At 55.2% G+C, this 18,970-nt stretch carries 13 protein-coding genes; 10 read left to right on the forward strand and 3 right to left on the reverse strand.

Annotated elements, in window-relative coordinates; all coding sequences use genetic code 11:
- Positions 1-24 precede the first annotated feature (24 nt).
- Complete coding sequence (locus KFE13_RS04380) at positions 25-1,428, reverse strand: NADP-dependent isocitrate dehydrogenase (protein WP_260705961.1); 1,404 nt, start codon at positions 1,426-1,428, stop codon at positions 25-27.
- Positions 1,429-1,587: 159 nt separating this feature from the next.
- The gene (locus KFE13_RS04385) at positions 1,588-2,955 is read right to left on the reverse strand and encodes a glutamine synthetase family protein (protein WP_260706903.1); all 1,368 of its coding nucleotides are present in this window, start codon (positions 2,953-2,955) and stop codon (positions 1,588-1,590) included.
- Between the two features lie 356 nt (positions 2,956-3,311).
- On the opposite strand from KFE13_RS04385, the gene KFE13_RS04390 reads away from it, so the two are divergent.
- The 10 genes from KFE13_RS04390 to KFE13_RS04435 all read left to right on the forward strand — a co-directional run bounded on the left by KFE13_RS04390 (position 3,312) and on the right by KFE13_RS04435 (position 17,544).
- The gene (locus KFE13_RS04390; RefSeq protein WP_260705962.1) at positions 3,312-4,289 is read left to right on the forward strand and encodes a carbon-nitrogen hydrolase; all 978 of its coding nucleotides are present in this window, start codon (positions 3,312-3,314) and stop codon (positions 4,287-4,289) included.
- Positions 4,290-4,665: 376 nt separating this feature from the next.
- Entirely contained in the window at positions 4,666-5,118 is a 453-nt protein-coding gene (locus tag KFE13_RS04395) for a DUF1569 domain-containing protein (protein ID WP_260705963.1), read from the forward strand.
- A gap of 150 nt (positions 5,119-5,268) precedes the next feature.
- Positions 5,269-5,748: a cupin domain-containing protein gene (locus KFE13_RS04400; protein WP_260705964.1), complete on the forward strand. Its 480-nt coding sequence runs from the start codon at positions 5,269-5,271 to the stop codon at positions 5,746-5,748.
- Positions 5,749-6,146: 398 nt separating this feature from the next.
- Positions 6,147-7,316, forward strand: coding sequence for a M24 family metallopeptidase (locus tag KFE13_RS04405; protein ID WP_260705965.1), 1,170 nt, complete (start codon positions 6,147-6,149; stop codon positions 7,314-7,316).
- A gap of 20 nt (positions 7,317-7,336) precedes the next feature.
- Positions 7,337-7,753, forward strand: a complete 417-nt coding sequence (locus KFE13_RS04410) for a DUF6677 family protein (protein ID WP_260705966.1) — start codon at positions 7,337-7,339, stop codon at positions 7,751-7,753.
- Positions 7,750-7,926, forward strand: a complete 177-nt coding sequence (locus tag KFE13_RS04415) for a hypothetical protein (RefSeq protein ID WP_260705967.1) — start codon at positions 7,750-7,752, stop codon at positions 7,924-7,926. Before KFE13_RS04410 ends, KFE13_RS04415 begins: the two co-directional genes overlap by 4 nt.
- Before the next feature lie 268 nt (positions 7,927-8,194).
- The gene (locus KFE13_RS04420; protein WP_260705968.1) at positions 8,195-9,643 is read left to right on the forward strand and encodes a GGDEF domain-containing protein; all 1,449 of its coding nucleotides are present in this window, start codon (positions 8,195-8,197) and stop codon (positions 9,641-9,643) included.
- A 216-nt stretch (positions 9,644-9,859) separates the two neighbouring features.
- Complete coding sequence (gene asnB, locus KFE13_RS04425) at positions 9,860-11,737, forward strand: asparagine synthase (glutamine-hydrolyzing) (protein ID WP_260705969.1); 1,878 nt, start codon at positions 9,860-9,862, stop codon at positions 11,735-11,737.
- Positions 11,662-13,503, forward strand: coding sequence for an ArnT family glycosyltransferase (locus tag KFE13_RS04430; RefSeq protein ID WP_260705970.1), 1,842 nt, complete (start codon positions 11,662-11,664; stop codon positions 13,501-13,503). The genes asnB and KFE13_RS04430 overlap by 76 nt, the downstream gene beginning before the upstream one ends.
- Positions 13,504-13,950: 447 nt before the next feature.
- A complete protein-coding gene (locus KFE13_RS04435; RefSeq protein WP_260705971.1) occupies positions 13,951-17,544 on the forward strand; it encodes a TonB-dependent receptor in 3,594 nt (1,197 codons plus the stop codon).
- A 75-nt stretch (positions 17,545-17,619) separates the two neighbouring features.
- On the opposite strand, the gene KFE13_RS04440 is transcribed toward KFE13_RS04435, so the two are convergent.
- Positions 17,620-18,933, reverse strand: a complete 1,314-nt coding sequence (locus KFE13_RS04440) for an OmpA family protein (protein ID WP_260705972.1) — start codon at positions 18,931-18,933, stop codon at positions 17,620-17,622.
- Between the last annotated feature and the right edge of the window lie 37 nt (positions 18,934-18,970).

An 18,970-nucleotide genomic window follows, 5' to 3' on the forward strand; every position in this document is an offset into this window, starting at 1 on the left:
GTATCAAGTTAGCGCTAATTACGCCTAGCCCATGTTCTCGATCATGCGGCTGGCAAATTCGCTGGTCTTCGCCTTCGTCGCGCCTTGCATCTGGCGCTCGAAGTCGTAGGTCACGAACTTCTGCTGAATGGTCTTCTCCATCGACGACTCAATCAGCCTCGCCGCCTCCGTCCAGCCGATGAAGTCGAACAGCATCACGCCCGACAGAATCACCGACCCCGGATTGATCACATCCTTATCCGCATACTTCGGAGCCGTGCCGTGCGTCGCCTCGAAGACCGCATAGCCGTCGCCAATGTTTGCTCCGGGAGCGATGCCCAATCCGCCAACCTGCGCAGCGGCCGCATCCGAAATGTAGTCGCCGTTCAGGTTCGTCGTCGCAAGCACGCTGTAATCCGAAGGACGAATAATGATCTGCTGGAAGATCGAGTCCGCAATGCGGTCGTTGACGAGGATCTTCTTCTTCCACGCGCCATTACCGTGCGACTTGCCGATCGCGTCGATCACGCCCTTCACTTCCGCGATCACCTCGTCGACAAACGGCTTCGGCGCAAACTCAATACCCGGCTCGATCAGCGCGGCGTTCTCTTCCACCGTCAGGTTCGGGTTCGCTTCAAGGTTGCCGAGAATCCAGCTCTCACGCTCCGTCACCGTCTGCTCGCGGAACTCCTGCGTAGCTACCTCGTAGCCCCACTCACGAAACGCGCCTTCGGTGAACTTCTGAATGTTGCCCTTGTGCACCAGTGTCACCGTCTTGCGGTTGTTATCGAGCGCATACTGAATCGCCGCACGCACCAGACGCTTCGAGCCCGTAATCGAAATCGGCTTCACGCCAACGCCAGAGTCCGTACGGACCTTCTTCTTGCCGCCCTTCAGCATCTCGTCATTCACAAAGCTGATGAACTTCGCCGCCTCAGGCGTTCCCTCGCGGAACTCGATGCCCGCGTAGATATCTTCCGTGTTCTCGCGGAAGATAACGATGTCGACCAGCTCCGGATGCTTCACCGGACTGGGCACGCCCGCGTAGTACTTCACGGGACGCACGCACTGATACAGGTCCATCAGCTGGCGCAGCGCGACGTTCAATGAACGAATGCCGCCACCCACAGGAGTCGTCAGCGGCCCTTTGATCGAGACGCGGAAGTCTACCGTCGCCTTTACCGTATCGTCCGGCAGCCAGTTCTGCGTCTGGCGGAATGCCTTCTCGCCGGCCAGCACTTCATACCACTTCACCTTGCGCTTGCCGCCGTATGCCTTTTCTACCGCGGCATCGAACACGCGCTGCGAAGCCTTCCAGATGTCGCGGCCCGTGCCGTCGCCTTCGATGAACGGGATGATCGGGTTGTCGGGGATCGTGTACTTGCCGTCTGCGTACTGAATCGCCTTGCCATCCGTTGGGACAGCGATTCCGTTATAGCTTGCCTGCATGTTTTGTTGGCTCCACGTGAAAGTTACGCGAAGGCTACCATCCGCAAGATACGAGTGGCAATAACAAGCCGCTTATCGAACGCCCGTCCCAATCATCCGCCAAAAGGAAAGCCCCGAAGAAGATTCCTCGAGGCTTTCACTCTGTATCGAAACAGCAGCTTAGAAGATGTTCCAGAGCAACTGGTTGTAGACATCGTGGTGGAACTGCACCTCCGGCGCCTTGACGATCGTGCCCAGCAGCCGCGGGCAGCGGTCAGCCGAAGCCTGCTTCAGGTCTGCGTAGCGACCCTTCACATCCGCACCCAGCAGCTTCGAGGTCCAGTCCGCACCGCGGAAGTTCTCGATCGCCGTGTAGATGTTGTCCGGCAGGTAGCGCTCCGCCTGGCGCAGGTTCTTGATCTTCGCCGTCTCGCCGGCCAGGCCGGTCTTGAAGATCGAGTACAGCACCATGTAGGGGTTCGCATCCGGTCCAACCGAACGAACCTCGACACGCGCCGACTTCTCGTTGCCGATCGGGATACGCACCATCGAACCGCGGTCCGTCGCCGAAGCCTTGATCTGGTTCGGAGCCTCGAAGTGCGGATCAAGACGGCGATACGCATTCACGCTCGCATTCAGCAGCAGGCAGATATCGTTGCCATGCGTCAGGATGCGGTCCGTAAACTGCCACGCCAGCTTCGAGATCTTCTCTTCGCCCTTCGGATCCCAGAACAGGTTCTTGCCACCCTTGGTGATCGAAACGTTCGTGTGCATGCCCGAACCGTTCACGCCCACCACCGGCTTCGGCAGGAAGCTCGCCGACATGCCCATCTGCGTCGCCACCTGGCGGCAGATCAGCTTGTACAGCTGGATCTGGTCGGCAGCCGTAACCACATCGCCGTAGGTGTAGTTGATCTCGAACTGCGAAGGAGCAACCTCAGGATGGTCCTTCTCATTCTCGAAGCCCATCGCGCGCTGAACCTCAGCCGTCGTGTCGATGAACTCACGCAGCGGATCGCCCGGCAGCGAGTGGTAGTAGCCACCCTGGTTGACATACTCGAACTTGCCCGTCTGGTAGAAGTTGCGCTCGGCATCCACTCCCTCAAACAGGAAGCCCTCGATCTCATTGGCAGCGTTCAGCGTGTAGCCGCTCGAAGCATACTGCTCATCGGCAAACTTCTTCAGCACGCCGCGAATATCAGCCGAGTACGTACCGCCGTTCTTGTCGATGACCTCGCCGAAGACCAGGACCTTACCCGCACCGAAAACATCCGCCGGAGCCCAGTAAAACGCGCTCCAGTCGATACCCAGCCGCAGGTCGCTCTCACGCTGAGCCGTAAAGCCGCGAATCGACGAGCCATCGAACGTCAGGTTGTCGTAGCTCTTCACCAGGAACTTCTTGTCGTAGTCCAGCATGTGCAGCCGGCCTTCCAGATCGCTGAACAGAACGGTCACCGCCTTGATGCGGCGCTCGTCGGTCAGATACTTCAACCGCTCTTCCCGAATCACATCGGGGGCCACGCGCTTCTTGCGCTGCTCCTTGGCCATCAGGTTCAGGTCTTCCAGCTCCGAGTAAGAAAGTTCCAGAAAATCACGAAATTCGCTCAACGGCTTGCTCCTTCTGCAATGAGATACACGACGACCGAGGTCGGCTAACAAAATAGGGGTTGTGTGGTGGAGGCAAGGATCCGCTGGCATCATGGGCAGAGACCCTATAGTCAAACGTAACAGAAATTCATATTGCGAAAAAGACGTCCCCCGCCCATAGCCAGCTATTTTTCGCCATTCGACAGCCGTGAAAGTCAACGCCTCCCAACCGCGCATGAACTTCACGCAAAAAGACGCCGCAACCCGCTGTCCCTGCCTCCACTTCGCCCGCGTTCGGCAATAAAATAGGACAAGACATGACGAACAATCACGGAAGCGCCCCCAACGGCATCAAGCGCGTCGCCCTCATCCAGATGTCCTGCGACCCGGACACCCGCATTAACCTCGACAAAGCGGCCGAACGCGTCTACGAAGCGGCCCGCCAGGGCGCTACCCTCGTCTGCCTGCCCGAACTCTTCCGCGCGCAATACTTCTGCCAGCGCGAAGACCACGCCCTCTTCGGCCTCGCCGAGCCCATCCCCGGCCCCTCCACCGACGTCCTCACCCGCGTCTGCCAGGAGACCGGCGTCGTCCTCGTCGCCTCGCTCTTTGAGCGCCGCGCCCCCGGCCTCTATCACAACACCGCCGTCACCATCGAAAAGGATGGCCGCATCGCCGACATCTACCGGAAGATGCACATCCCCGACGACCCCCTCTACTACGAGAAGTTCTACTTCACGCCCGGCGACCTCGGCTTCAAGGCCACGCAGACCTCGCAAGGTCCCGTCGGCACACTCGTCTGCTGGGACCAGTGGTATCCCGAAGGCGCACGCCTCACCTCCCTCAAGGGAGCCGAAGTCCTCTTCTTCCCCACCGCCATCGGCTGGCACCCCTCCGAGAAGGAAGAATTCGGCGACGCCCAGTACTCCGCCTGGCAGACCGCGCAGCGCGCCCACGCCATCGCCAACGGAGTCTTCGTCTGCGCCGTCAACCGCGTAGGCCACGAACACGGTGACGTCAAGTTCAAGACCACCGCAGCCGATGGCAACCCCGCCACCGTCGAGCTCCGCGGCCCCGGCGACCACACCCCACAATCCGGCATCGAGTTCTGGGGCGGAAGCTTCATCGCCGACCCCTTCGGCCGCATCCTCGCCCAGGCCAGCCACGACAAGGAAGAAATCCTCATCGCCGACCTCGACCCCAAACTCATCGAGATCACCCGCCAGCACTGGCCCTTCCTCCGCGACCGACGCATCGACGCCTACGAAGGCATCGCTAAACGGTTCTTGGATTAGTAATCGTTAGTGCCGTCAAGCTGACACGTAAAAAGATCTAAAGGCTAGCCACCTTAAATTAGACTTCCTCAGCATGCGAAGACCAACAGGAGTCACCATTACGTTTGGTCTCATGTGCATAACAAATGCGATGGATTCATGCAGTCACTTCGCATGGGTGGATCATTCGCAGAGCGCGAATCGCCTCTAAGTACGCCAAGCCTTCAGGCTTGGCCCTCTCTCCCAGCCAAAAAGAAAGGGGCTTTAGCCCCTGGGGTTCACCCATAGTAGGCCAAGCCTGAAGGCTTGACCTACCTAAAATGCATCGCCGGTCTTGATATATACCCAAAAAGGAATATATTGATTCACAGCAAGATTCAACGCCATAAGGACGCCTATGAAGAATCTCTTTGAGCCGGCAAGAGTGGAAGAAGTGAAGGAGCGGATCGCCCATCTCAAGCCGGACAGCCAGCGGCAGTGGGGCAAGATGAATGCGGCACAGGCAATGGCGCACTGCGCCGGGGGGCTGGAGCTGGCAGCCGGAACCAGACTTCCGCCACGGTTATTCATGGGGCGCATCATTGGGGCGATCGTGAAGCCCCTGGCGCTCGGGAACGATGAACCGATGCGACGAAACTCCCCGACGGTACCGGGTCTTGTCATGGAAGATCAACGAGACCTGGCAACAGAACAGGAACGTCTGTATGCCTTGATCGATCGGTTTGCCGCTGCCGGGCCGGATGGCTGCACCACGCATCCGCATAGCTTCTTCGGCCGGCTGACGCCGCAGGAGTGGGCGATATTGATGTACAAGCATCTCGATCATCACCTCCGGCAGTTTGGCGCCTAGTACGCATCCCGGGATCAGGGCCACCCTATAAATCTTGTTGCAGAGCTGTCTCCCACTCCGATGCCGGAAGGCACTAGGCCTTCCGTCCCTTCTCCGCGCCGAACAGAGACCGTAGAATCCTCCCACTCAACGATTCGGGAGAATTCCTCAGTGAAATCGCGCGTCCTCTGTTCGCTCCTCTTTGCCTCGCTTCCGGCACTCGCTCAAACCGATACGCAGACCGTCCACACGGCCTCCGAGATACAACAACGCCAGGCCAAATTACTCGAAGCCGCTAAAACCAGCGCCACCGGCATGGTGAACGAGAAGACCGACGAGACGCCCAGCTCACGCACGCTCTTCGTCGCTCGCGCACGCACCGGCGAGGCCGAGCGTCACCAGTTCTGGGCCGACCAGATGGTCATCAGCAAAGGCACCGTCATCCTCGTCACCGGAGGCACCCTCAAAGGAGAGCACTCCAACAACAACCAGCCCGGCGAATCTCTCGCCACCTCCATCGAAGGCGGCAAAGAAGTCACCTTGCACGCAGGCGACATCGCCCACATCCCCGCCAACGTTCCTCACTGGGTCAAGCTCGCTCCCGGAACAACGGCGACCTATATCGTCTTCAAGGAAAAGGTCACGCAATAAGGCCCTCGATCAGCCGAAAGCACCCAACCTCTGTCAAGCCCCAAAACTTCATTCAACACTTGCAATAAAACACACAAATATAACAAAATAATACAAATATACTTCCCGACAAAATCGTTCCGAAAGTGCCGATAAGTTAGGCTCCAATCCCTAAAATAGAAATAGAACGATAAAAGAGCGGAAAACCGTCTCCAGCCCTTTCAGCTTCGCCTAACCCCTTTGTTCTCTATATTTTTGGCGTCAACCCCAGCATTTTCAATATTTTAGGCTGTGCAAATCGCATAAGACGCAGAAACAAAACCCTTTATGAAACACCCCCTGGGGGGGAGGGGGTGGGCTGGGATGCCGGGTGCATACTCCGTCATCAATCACCCCTCGGACATCGTAAGATGGCCCTCATGGATCTGGCAGCAATTCAAGGCGCACTTCGCGACCAGCATCTCGACGGCTGGCTGTTTTACGACCATCATTACCGTGATCCGCTTGCCTATCGCATTCTGGGTCTCGGCGAAGGGCTTCACGTCACGCGACGTTGGTTCTACTTCATTCCAGCCTCAGGAGAACCAAAGAAGCTGGTTCACCGCATCGAGTCCGGAAGGCTCGATCCCTTGCCTGGCGCAAAAGCGGTCTACTCCTCATGGCAGGAGCTTGCAGCGCAGGTTGCCGCACTCACCCAAGGCGCAACGAAGATCGCGATGCAGTACTCGCCCAACAACGCCATCATGTATGTCTCGCTGGTCGATGCCGGTACGGTCGAGATGGTCCGAGGATTAGGCAAAGAGGTCGTCACCTCAGCCGACCTTGTCAGCCAGTTCGAGGCCGTCCTCACCAGCGACCAGCTTGCGACCCACTATGTCGCGCAGGAGAAGATCGATACCATCCTCGCCGCCGCATGGCGGGAGATCTCACGACGGACAAAATCCGGCAGGACGCATGAGTTCGCCATGGTCGAGTGGCTCTCCGAGGCAATGGGCCGCGAAAATCTTGTCTGGGAGCATGGCCCAAATGTCTCTGCGGGAGCCAACTCCGCCGACTCGCACTACGAGCCGACGGCAGCCAATTCCAAGCCGATCCAGCAGGGCGACTTTATCCTGATCGACATCTGGGGCAAGGTAAATCATCCCGATGCCTGCTTCTACGACATCACATGGACCGGAGTCATCGGCCGCGAACCCACCGCTCGCGAGCAGACGATCTTCGAAACGGTGCGCAATGCCCGCGATGCTTCTATTGATGTGGTGAAAAAAGCGTTCGCCAGCGGAACACCGATCGCCGGCTGGCAGGCAGACGACGCCGGTCGTAACGTGATCGCCGAGGCCGGATTTAAGGAATGGTTTACGCACCGCACCGGTCACAACATCGGCTCGGTGCTGCACGGCAATGGGGCGAATCTCGACAACCTGGAGACGCATGACGAGCGGCTGATCCTGCCGAACACCTGCTTCTCGGTCGAGCCCGGCCTCTACTTCCCGGGCGAATTCGGCATACGCAGCGAGGTCGACATGATCGCGCTGCCCGGCAAGGCAGACGTGACCGGACGGGTTCAGACCGAACTCGTCCGCATCTGAACTGGTATCATCGGAGACTGATGACGACGAACGTTCAGGCGCAGGCTCGTCCCGCGCAGAAAATTACCTCGCTGCCGCCCGCTCTCATTCTGATTGCGGGCTGGTTGATTCCGGGCGCAGGACACTTTCTGCTGAAGAAGTGGATTCGGGGGCTTCTGCTCTTCTTCTCCATCGTCTCCATGTTTGGCATCGGGCTGGCGCTGAAGGGCAAGGTCTACGCGCCCAACACGGCCGAACTGCTGGACATGCTGAACTTCGCGGGTGATCTGGGAACCGGTCTTCTCTATGCAGCCGCACGCCTTTTTGACCTGGGTCAGACGTCGGTGCAGATCGCCATCGCAGACTACGGCACGAAATTTATCGTCGTAGCCGGACTGCTGAATATCATTGCCGCTGTCGATGCTCACTCCCTCGCCATTGGAAGGAAGGCCTCGTGACCATCTCGCACTTCGGCGCAGTTCTTCTGTTCTCCCTGTTTACTTCTGTCGTCTTCGGGATTACCCAACGGTCAGAGCCGCGGATGATGATTCGCTTCGGTGCCTTCTGCTTCGCGATGTTCGTCGGCGGAACCATTGTGGCGAGCTGGTTGATGTGGCTGATTAAGCACTAACGACGCCATTCTTCAGGCACCGCATATCACTGATATCAGGTGACCTTTGCGGAATGTTCCTAACAGATTTGGGTGATTGTCTCCTGATTCGCAGGCATCTCAGATGGAGAGCAGCGGATATCTGTTCGCAGCATAGATTCCAAAGCCAGAGCCTTGCCACCTTCTACAACTCATGTAACCACTGGTCACATGACCAAAGAGAGACACAAAAGCAATAGTCGAACGACCTTTGGACGGGTATTCTAACCATGCCTCCCCACGGTGACTGATGAATCTGAGAAGACCGGAGAGCGAAAACGCTCGACTGTGGGCGCTATGGGTGAGGGAGCTGCTGGATTCCCAGCCGGAGCAGGACTGCGAGGAATTGACGCAGCTCGCTGCTTCGCTGTGTGGAACCCAGCTCGGCCTGCTGACACTGCTCGATGAGCGGCAGCAATGGGTCCGTGCCTCGGAGACATTGAAGCTCGGCGATACGCCCCGCGAGATCGCCTTCTGTGCCCATGCCATTCGTCAGGCGGGCGCTTTCATCGTTAAAGACTCTCTTCTCGACAGCCGGTTCGGAGCGAATCCTCTGGTAACGGCCGATCCTCCTATCCGCTTCTTCGCCGGTGTTGCTCTGGCCACGCCGGACGGTCATCTTCTGGGAACTCTGTGCGTGCTCGACACCACACCGCGCATTCTGACCGCCGAGCAAGTGGATGCTCTCGAGGTTCTTGGACGCCAGGTCAGCGCACGGCTCGAACTCAAAATGCAGCGCCGGGCACTGGAACATGCCCTGAACGAAAAAGAGAAGGCAACCGGCGCACTGCGCGCGAGCGAAGAACTGTTTCGCGCCTTTATGAACGCCAGCCCTTTCCTGAGCTATATCAAGGATGCGGCCGGAAGGCTGCTCTTCTACAATCGCGCCTTCGCTCAGAGGTTTGGCGTAAGCGAGTACGCGTGGCTGGGCAGAACGGACGAACAGCTATGGTCGCGCAATCTGTCAAAGTCTGTGCGTACGCATGACCTTGAGGTGATGGCCGGCGGGCGCATGGTCGAAACCGAAGAGCACATACGCGGCACGGATGGGACGATCAGTTCCCTGCGCTCGTTCAAATTCCCCTGCCATGACTCTGCCGGCAACGTGCTGCTGGCTGGTGTTGCCGTCGATATCTCGGCGGAAGTCGCTCATAAGGCCGAGCTGGAGCGTTACCATCGCGAGTTGGAAGAAGCGAATGATCAGCTTCGCCGCCTTGCCGTAACCGACGAGCTGACAGGACTTCGCAATCGCCGCGCCTTTGAGGAACGGCTGGTGATGGAGTTCTCGATGGCCCGGCGCCGGAAGCGGGAGCTTGCTGTACTGCTGATCGACGTCGATAACTTCAAGAAGATCAATGACAAGTATGGACACGCCTCAGGCGACGAGGTGTTGCGCCGTCTGGGCATGATTCTGAGGACTACCGTTCGCTTGCCCGATCTCCCAGCCCGTTATGGAGGCGAAGAGTTCGTGGTTCTGCTACCGGAAAGCGGCGAAGAGAGCGCAATGGGTCTGGCCCGGCGCGTGATGCAGCGCGTCGCCGCCGAAGAGTGGGAGAACGAGCCGGTTACCATCAGTATGGGCATGGCGGCCATCAATGAATCTCTCGTGAACGGCTACCAGCTGGTGGAACTGGCAGACGAGGCACTGTACGCCGCCAAGCGAGCCGGTAAGAACCGGGTCATGGTTCACTCTGGCTAACCAGCGCTCTTTCAGGAAATAACGGCAGATAATTTCCTTCGTCCAGCGTTCGTAACGCCTATCCAAAAAAACTGTGGTGCGTCCAAGAGATAGTTTTCGTTTTAAACCCACAATTTAAAAAAAGTTTCAGTTATAGTTGAAAAAAATTAAAAGGCGTTCCATCAACCCATCACGATGTGTGGAATTGCGGGTTTTACCCATAAGCATCACTCCTTTTTGCCCGAGAGGATTCACCAGGCTGTTGCATCTATCATTCACCGTGGCCCTGACGATCAGGGCGCTTGGCAGAGTTCGACGGTCTCCCTGGGCGCTACCCGCCTGCGGGTCGTTGACACGTCTGCTGGCGCTCAACCGTTAACCTCTGAAGATAAAGATGTTACGGTCGTCTTCAACGGCGAAATCTACAACCATGCCGAGCTCCGCAAGGAGCTGATCTCCTATGGCCACAAGTTTCGAACAACCTGCGATACCGAGGTTGTTCTGCATGCGTTCATGCAGTGGGATACGGCCTGCATCGAGAAATTCCGGGGCATGTTCGCCTTTGCTGCCTGGCGCGAGTCGAGACGGAGGCTCGTGCTCGCTCGCGACCGCATGGGGATCAAGCCGCTCTACTATGCCCTTCATGGCGGCGACATCTACTTCGGCTCGGAGATGAAGTCGATCTTCTGCCACCCGGAGATCTCCAGAGATATCGACCTCGGCGCACTCGATACATACTTGGGAATGAATTATGTGCCGGGAGCACGCACGCTGGCGGCCGGCATCCGCAAACTTATGCCAGGTTGCTTTCTGACATGGCACGACGGCGATATCTCGTCGCACTGCTATTGGCAGGTCGATCGCGCAGATCTGAGCGCGCATACCAGCATCGCAGACTCTGCGGCACGGCTCGACCATCTACTCTCACAGTCGGTCAAAGAACACCTGGCAGCCGATGTTCCGGTTGGGCTATGGCTAAGTGGCGGCATCGATTCCTCTACGGTGCTGCACTATGCCAGCCAGCATGCTTCGAGTCCGCTTAAGACATTCTCCATTACCTTTGGCGGACGCGAGTTCGATGAAGCTCCATATCTGCGAGAGATGGCAACGCGCTACTCAACGGACCACCAGGAACTCGACCTGGGACCTGGGACGGTGACGCCAGACTCGATTACTGAGCTTGCATACTATGCCGACGAACCAAACGCCGATGCAGGGGCAGTCCCCGTATGGCATCTGTCGCGCATGTCTGCGAAGAAGGTAACCGTTGCTCTGAGCGGTGAGGGAGCAGATGAACTCTTCGGCGGTTACATCACCTATCTCGCCGATAAATATGCGCGACGCGCACGTATCGTGCCACGCAGCCTACGGCGACTCTCACTGCACTCGGCCAATCGGCTGCGAGCCTCGAACAAAAAGATCGGCTTCGACTATAAGCTGCAGCGCTTCCTTCACGGCACGCTGCTCGACGAACGCAGCTCGCACATATTCTGGAACGGCACTTTTTCACACCTGCAGCGTAAAGAGCTGATGGTTTCGCAGAACAGCACGCACACATTAAAAATGCTGGCTACGATTCCAGCAGGACGCGATATCCGTCGCTTTATGGCCTTCGATCAGGCCTACTTTTTGCCGGATAACCTGCTGGTCAAAGTAGATCGCATGAGCATGGCACACTCGCTTGAGGTGCGGCCTGCTTTCCTGGACCACCGCATCGTCGAGTTTGCCGCAACGCTGCCCGCCAACTACTGTATACGTGGCCGCAATCTGAAGCTGCTGTTGCGCACGTTGATGAAAGATAAGCTGCCTCAAAATATTCTCGCCAAGAAAAAACAAGGCCTTGATATTCCGGTGCATGACTGGCTCCGTGGCCACCTGCGGCCGCTGCTGCTCGATACACTCGATAGAAAGACGGTCGAAGAGACTGGTTTGATCTATTGGCCACATCTCGAGTCGCTGATTAAATTGCACATGGAAAGAAAGGCAAACTACGGGTATCACTTATGGGGCATGCTGATGTTGTTTCTATGGATCAAGCAATGGAAGATCCAGGGCGGACAAGACCTGCAGACCCCGAGGGATTTTTCGGACGATTTCTCTATCGTCTCGGCCTGAATCGACTCAGTGTCGATGCGATCGTACTGATCGTTGCCTGCTGTGCCTTTTTGCCATTGGTTTTCAGTCCACCGCATCTGATGGACGATGTCGATGCTGTGCAGGCTCAGATTGCCCGCAACATGCTGGAGAGTGGCGACTGGGTGACTGCGCGTCTCGATGGCATCGCTTATCTTGAAAAATCGCCATTGATCTACTGGATCATGGCAGCTTCGTTCAAGATCTTCGGCGTGCATGACTGGGCTGCCCGACTACCTCTGGCCCTTATCAATATTGCTCTTTGCTGGGTGACGGCACGCTTTGCGCTGTGGGCCTTCGGGCGACGCGCAGCCATCTACTCCGGAACGATACTTGCAACCTGCATCGGCATCTTCCTGTTTACGCGCATCCTGATTCCTGATGCCGCGCTCACGCTTACGATTGCTCTCGCGCTCTGGTCCATGCTTCGGCTTCTGGACGACAGGGAGCAACGACCTTCCCTCTGGTTCGTTGTGCTCTATCTAAGCCTGGCCTGTGGACTTCTGCTCAAGGGACTCGTCGCGGCAGTCTTCCCTATCATCATCGGGGGAATCTACCTGGCGATAATGCGGCAGCTCTCGTTGCGCACAATACTCCTCAAGCTCCGTCCACTTACCGGCAGCCTGATCGTTCTTGCCCTCGCTGCGCCGTGGCATGTGCTTGCAACTCTGCGCAATCCACCGTTCTTTGACTGGACAATGCATTCCAGTCCCGGGGAATATCATGGCTTCTTCTGGTTTTACTTCTTAAACGAACATCTATTCCGTTTCCTTAACATCCGGTATCCACGCGATTACAACACCGTGCCTCGCGTGTGGTTCTGGCTGCTTCACCTGGTCTGGCTCTTTCCATGGAGCCTGACCTTTTTCGGCGCTTTCCGACAAAGCTACCGTCCCACAGATCGAGCAGGACGCACACGTCTGCTCGCCTTAATCTGGATACTCTTCATCCTCTGCTTCTTCACGCTATCTACGACGCAGGAATATTACTCGCTCCCCATCTACCCTGCCCTGGCGATGCTGCTCGGAAGCTATATGGCCTCGCGCGAGAATTATCCGCGGCTAGCTCGTGTTGCGCTTACTTCGATTCTCGGGATTTGCGTCGCAGCCATCGCTTTCCTGCTGATCTACACAGCCAACTTGCCTACTGCCGGGGATATCTCTGCGGCACTCACACAGAACCCCGATCTCTATACGCTCTCGCTCGGACACATGGGCGATCTCACACTCAAGTCGTTCGCCTACCTCCGCCTTCCTCTTGTCATCGCTGGATGCGGGTTACTCATCGGCTTTATCGGTCTTATCCGAGCGCGCAAAGCTACGGCTACGGTGGCTGTACTCACCGTTATGATGCTTGCATTTCTCCAGGCTGCACGGCTTGCACTGATCACCTTCGACCCTTACCTCAGCTCCTACCAGCTTGCCGATGCACTGAAGCATGCGCCTCCAGGCCAGCTTATTGAAGGTGATGCCTACTATGCGTTTTCGGCTACCTTCTTCTATACGAACCAAGAAGCCCTGCTCTGGAACGGACGGAGTGCCAATCTTGAGTATGGGAGCTATGCCCCTGATGCAAAGCGCGTCTTCATCGATGACGCACAACTGAAGGATTTGTGGTCGAGACCGCAGCGGACTTACCTGCTTGTTTATGGTTCAGATATCCCTCACCTGAATAGCTTGCTGAGGCAATTCAAGGTTATTGCCCACAGTGGCGATAACTACCTTCTCTCAAATCGATTTGAGAATTGACGGATAGGCTGCCCCTCAACGCGATTGCGTTCTAAAACGAGGTGTCCTATCTGCAAGCGTTCTATTCATTTCACTCATAAAAACACTCTTTAAAAAGGCTAGGACAATTGGCCCATGACGAATTCACGTCTTTGTATTGAGATTGTCCAGCACCTGTAACATTGCTTTTTGCTGTTCTCTAGCCTGCTCTGCAGCTTATATCTGCAGGCATGCTTGGTTGCAAAATCAGTTCTTCAGATGTACAGACGTGCCTTTCTTTACTCCCCAAGAACCACACTATTACCTATGCCGAACCAACTCGGCAGTGTTGTGTTAGAGCAACGAGTTTTCTGCGCTTCAGCGCTACTAACTCAATTCTTTATGTTTTGGGCATATGCATGGGCTTTTAGTCGTAATCAAATGATCGAAATATTTGAAATTTGATCCGCTTTTGCGAAAGGAAAAGATATGCGCTATGTGCGTTCAGCGTCATTTGTATTTATTTTGATGCTTTTCTTTGTGGAGTTAGCCTACGCTGCTATCACCGGTGTAATTTCAGGCACAATAACGGATACTACGGGTGCCGTCGTACCGGGAGTTACCGTTACCGCTCTCAATGAAGAAACAGGAGTGCGCCTAACCGTTGTTACCGACAATAGAGGCTTCTATAGCTTTCCCGTGCTCGATGTCGGTCGATACACCATAAGCACGGCACAACCTGGATTTGATGCCTATCAGGCGACAGGAATCAAAGTAGACGCCAACTCGTCTATTCGCAGAGATATTATCTTGAAGGTAGGAAATGTGGCGGTGGTTGAAGAAGTAACCAGCAACCCCGTACAGGTAGAAACACAAAGCACGCAGCTTGGCGAAGTTATCGAGAGCCAAAGGATTACTGCTGTACCGCTGAACGGTCGCGCATTTACTGATCTCCTCGCACTTCAGCCAGGTGTTTCTCCTTATTCGAATACAGAGTCTGCCGACACACCTTCGCCTTCGGGCGGTTTGAATGGTGGAAATGTATCCATCAATGGTGGCCGCGGAGCTTCAAATGGCTACATGGTGAACGGTGGTAATGTAAACGACGGTGTTGAGAATTCAACCGCCATCGTCCCCAATCTGGATTCTCTTTCAGAGTTCCGTATCATCACAAGTAACTTCGACGCCGAGTATGGCAATTTCAGCGGCGGGCAAGTAAACGTTGTCACAAAGAATGGAACCAATCAATGGCATGGTTCCGCATTTGAGTTTCTGCGCGACACCGTCTTCAATGCCAGACCCTATAGTTTTTCTTCCCCTGCGCCGCCTCGCGGCTCTTATAGGCAAAATATCTATGGCGGCACCTTCGGCGGGCCTATCAAAAAAGACAAAATGTTTTTCTTTGCCGATTTCCAGGGGACAAATCAGCGAATTGGCACCACGAACTCCGTCACTCTTCCCTCCGCAGCCAATTTGAAGGGAGATGTATCGGACTGGACACCTCTGCTGACCAATTTTGGGGGCTCTGTTCAAGGTGCGGGGTGGGCCGGCGTGTTGAGCCAGCGACTGGGTTATACCGTAACCGATCAGGAACCATATTTCGGCGATAACGCTTGTACACCCACATCAATGGATGACCCGTGCGTTTTTCCGAACGCTGTCATTCCGAAAGCCGCATGGTCTTCTGCCGTAACTCCGCTCATGAAGTACATTCCAACCCCCAACAGCACAGTCGTCAATAGTGGCACAAGCTCTGGAATCGCACCTGCCTATGTCACGACTGCTAAAAACAATACCGTGGACGATTATAAGGAAGCCCTTCGCGTCGATATGAATACGCGTTTCGGCACATTCTTCGGTTATTACTTCATGGATAACGCCACTATAGGAAATCCCTATGGTGGCGGCAATGACGGCTTGTTCCCCACAGCTACGCAGCAGCGCGCACAGATGAGCAACCTTGGCTTGACAACCACATTCAAGAACAATGCAGTCAATACCTTCCGCTTTACCTACGTGCGAAGCGCGGCCCACATAGGCAATCCAAGCTACCAGACGCCTGGCCCAACGCTCGCATCCCTTGGGTTCGTTACTCCCTGGGGACCAGCTGGAGGCATCGGCAACATTAATCCTTCACTTGCTGGCGTTCCGAACATATCAATTAGTGAAGGCGGCACCTTCGGTACACCGCTCTCCACTCAGGGACGGTATGTTAATACCTTCCAATGGCTCGATAACTTTATGAAGGTGATTGGTACGCACACCGTACAGTTTGGAGTGAATTACCACTACGACCAGATCAACGAACGCAATGCCTATGCCGTCAACGGTAGCTTCAACTTTCCTGATGGCAACGAGACGGGACTTGGCTTCGCCGATTTCCTGCTGGGTGCTGAGGATGGCGGCTTTACGCAAGCAAGCGCACAGATTCTCGATTCTCGCAGTCACTATGCCGCCGGTTATGTACAGGACGCATGGAGAGCGCGTTCGGACCTGACGCTTAACTATGGTCTCCGTTATGAGGTAACGACTCCCTGGTACGACACGCAGAACAAGATTCAGACCATTGTTCCTGGCCAGCAATCACAGGTATTTCCTGGAGCTCCGCTCGGTTGGGTTTTTCCAGGAGACAAAGGCATCCCTCGAACGCTGGCTCCCATCCACTGGAACAAGTTCGCTCCACGCTTTGGCTTCGCCTATTCCCCAACAACTCAGCCTTCGGGTCTTCTCTCGAAGATTACGGGCGGCCCAGGCATGTTTAGTCTTCGTGGCGGCTACGGTGTCTTTTACACCAATTTTCAGGATGAATCGGGATTCGTTGTAATTGGCGATGCTCCATTTGGTCTCTACTATCAGGCTCCAGTGCCTACGATGCTGGAATCTCCCTACATTGACCGCGCAACTCAAAATATTGAGCTGCAAAAATTCCCATTCTCTTTCCCCCCCACCAACGTATCTATTAAAAATCCCGACAACAATGTCCCGTGGGACAATTACCTTCCACTTAGCTCAAGTTATGCAGTTGGCGTACACAATACAGTTCCATATATTCAAAACTACTTCCTGGGAATTCAGAGGGGCATCGGTCGGAACACCGTGGTTACTGCTACTTATGTCGGCAATCAGGGCCGTCATCTGGCGAATCAGGTGGAAGCAAATCCTGGCAATCCTGCGCTCTGTCTCTCTCTTAACCAAGCCGCATTGGCTCCGGGAGAAACGCCCTGCGGGCCTAGGCTTGAAAGCAATAGCTATACGCTAAAAAATGGCACGGTCGTTCCGGGGACACGTCCTCTTGGACTTGCCTTCGGCAGCAATCCTTATCTTCTTACTCAAGCAACGTCCAACTTCAACTCGTTACAGACGAATCTGAAGCACTCCAGTACGATGTGGGATGTCATGGTCGCTTATACTTTTGGACGTTCATTCGATAACTCCTCCGCCATGACGGACGCTACAAATCCAATCAATCCAAGGGCCAGCTATGCGCTCTCGTCGTACAACGTTACTCACTCTCTCGTGGCAAGCTATAACGTTCAACTTCCCTTTGCGCGCTGGACCGATAATCGTTTTGGTAAAGCGCTTCTAGGAGGCTGGTCTATCTCCGGTATCACGAAGATGGCATCGGGACAACCTATCACGCTATCCGATAATTCCGACTATTCGCTCACCGGATCTTCCGGTGTCGATAAGCCTTTCTATACCCCTGGCAATCTATTCGCTGGTGGACTTCACGGAGACCGCAATCCAAGAGACATCAACCCAGCCACGGGAAAGCATTATCCTTTTTTCAACACCTCACTCTTCACTTCCGAAAAGAATATGAAGCTTGGTTTCGGCGTTGTCGGCAATACCCATCGTCGATTCTTCGCTGGCCCAGGTTTGAACCATACAGATCTAGCTCTGTTGCGTGATTTCCACATTCATGAATCGCACGTTCTGCAATTCCGAGCGGAAGCATTCAATATTGCGAACCATGCGGAATTCTCAAACCCCTCGGGAAGCATTAACAGCGGCAACTTTGGCATCGTCACTACAGGCATCAATCCTAGAATTCTGCAGATGGCGGTAAAATACCACTTCTAATTCACACCTACTAACCATGCAGGCGGCTACGATGAATCGTAGCCGCCTGCATGGTTAAGCATTTGTTTTGACATCCTAAGGATGCATATTGAAGGCTGCTCTTCGGTTCTCCTGAAAACATTTTTCAGTATTCGCAGTGCAAACTTGCGCTTCTTTGCCGTAGCTAATGATGCTAAGACGGGCGGCTGGGACTCCTGCAGCAATAAGAGCATCACGAGCAGCATTGGCGCGCTTTTCACCTAAAGCGAGATTGTATTCAGCAGATCCCCGTTCATCGGCATAGCCGGCGATAAGAACATTGATCGCTGGATGAGCATTCAAATACTCCGCTGCATGCTCGATCGCCTTCTTCGCATCCGGTCTGATCTCATAGCTGTCATAGTCAAAAAGAGCATCCTGCACATTGGCATGGAAGACTTCCTCATTTTGAGTCGAAGTATTCTTGTCCGTGGCAGCCAGAGAGTTTTGTTGCGCTAAGACGCGGAATGGAACCTGGCAATCCGATTTGATCCCAGAATCCGTGACCAGAGACGCGTGCCCCGTGATGGTGTAATTTCCCGGAGCCACATTCGCGGTATTGAGTGTCACACGTTGACCCGATCCATCAATTGTTCCCGCATCGGAAGACCATGAGTACTGGACTTCAAGGCCATCAGGTTGCGTCAACGTATTGGCCGTAACTTCGAGAACCTGCCCTTGCTCAATGCTCGCAACATTCGTATTGCAGGTAAATGACAGGTTATTGCGCTGTGGTTTTGGCGAAGCCGCAGACACATGAGGTATGCCATCATAAGTGCCAAATTTGAATACGATTCCCGCTCCAATCGAGAAGTAATTCTGAGAGTCGCTGGAGCCATTTGGAAGCGCCGTCCTCATGTATTGAGCTTCTAATGCTCGTACGGCCAAACGATGTGTAAGGTGATAATCAACGCCTCCCCCGGCTGAAAGAGCCCAGCTGGATGCAGACGTTGTGTAGCCCGCCGCAGAAGAGGATGGGAAGTAGGAGTCCGTCGCATGTGCACCGCCGAATAATACCTGAGCGAAGGGAACAAGCCTCCGACCCGTAAATGCAACTCTAGGACCTCCCATAAAGGTGAAGAGCGTGAGGTCCTGCCCGAGCGCGCTGATGTTGTTGGCGTGGCCGCCCGTGAACTCCCCTGCGATGGTGAACAGATGGGTGATGCGATAGCTTCCTGAGGCAAACCCTCCATTCAACCCGAAATAGCCGGATTGGCCGGGAGGTGCGTTTGCGCCAATATAGCTGTATCCCAGAGCAAGATCAGCACGAGGAGTGGAGAATGCTGAATCCACGGTTGGTCTCGCTTGCGCGAGCGCAACAGTAGATCCAGCAACTATGAGAAGAACGAACAGCAAATAGATTGAGCGCATCTCAGTAACCTCTCCTTTTTGAATCGATCGCCAATGT

Origin of the sequence: Edaphobacter flagellatus (assembly GCF_025264665.1) — a bacterium.
In the GTDB taxonomy this organism is placed as follows: Bacteria; Acidobacteriota; Terriglobia; order Terriglobales; family Acidobacteriaceae; genus Edaphobacter; species Edaphobacter flagellatus.